The following is a 1,055-nucleotide window of genomic DNA, read 5'->3' as shown; positions in this document are numbered from 1 at the left end:
GTGACTCCTCCCACGCGTGAACGCGCGGGCTTCTCCTGTCGGTGGCTAGGCCACGTCGGGAAGGACCAGCCCGGCCCTGACAGCGACGTTGAGTGCGCCGACCTGGTCCGCGTTCGCGGTGTGGCCGCACGAGACGCATGCGAACTCTGCTTGCGTGGTGCGGTTCTCGCCGGACACGTGCCCGCAGGCGGGGCAGGTGCGGGAGGTGTTGCGGGGGTCCACCGGGATCAGTACGCGACCGGCGCTTTCAGCCTTGTGCGCGAGGATGCCCAGGAACACCCCCCAACCCGCGTCGTGGATGCTCTTGTTCAGCCCGGCCTTGGCCGCCGCACCGTTCGGCAGGAAGGTGCCGGGCTGGTCGGGATCCGGCTTGGCCTTGGGGGCGCGGACCATGTTCGCGATACGGAGCTGCTCGTGCGCGATCGTGTCATAGTCCCGGACCAGGACGACGGCGGTCTTGTGGGCGTGGTCGGTGCGCTGCCGCTTGACCTTGCGGTGGAGGCCAGCGACCTTCTCCACGGCCCGGCGGTGGCGGGCCGTGCGGTTCTCCCGATTCCGGCGGGGGAACGCTCTCAGTGCCTGCTGTGCGTCGGCCAGGGCCTCAGTGTTTTTACGGCCGTGGCGGGGGTTCGCGATGTGCTCGCCCTCGGAGGTGGTCAGGAAGTGGGCGATACCCATGTCGATGCCGGTCACCGCACCCGTCGCGGGAAGCGGTTCGGTGGGGACCTCGTCGCACGCCAGGATCACGTACCACTGGCGGCCCTCACGCTTGACGCTGACGGTCTTGACCCGGCCCCTGACCGTACGGTGCTGGTGGACGCGGACGTGCCCGACACCTTGCAGCCGGACCCGGGTGACCGGGTCATGGGGGGTGGAGTCCCAGCGGCAGCCGTCGCCGTCCTTGGGGAACTCGACCGTGTCGAACCAGTTCACCCCACGGAACCGCGGGTAACCGGGCGTCTCCCCGGCTTTGACGCGGCGGAAGAAAGCCTGGAATGCCTTGTCCAGGCGGCGCAGCGTGGCCTGCTGGGACGAGAACGACCACCGGCCGTGAC

Annotated in this window: 1 protein-coding gene; it reads right to left on the bottom strand. The window is 69.6% G+C overall.

What is annotated here, in order from left to right; all coding sequences use genetic code 11:
- Nucleotides 1-45: 45 nt before the first annotated feature.
- Nucleotides 46-1,055: transposase (locus G3I71_RS44750; protein WP_239149752.1), on the bottom strand; the 1,010-nt coding region annotated here is incomplete at its 5' end.

It is taken from the genome of Streptomyces sp. SID12501 (assembly GCF_010550245.1).
Lineage (GTDB): Bacteria > Actinomycetota > Actinomycetes > Streptomycetales > Streptomycetaceae > Streptomyces.
The sequence above is the reverse complement of the archived record's forward strand: the minus strand, read 5'-3'. Positions and strand labels throughout refer to the sequence as shown.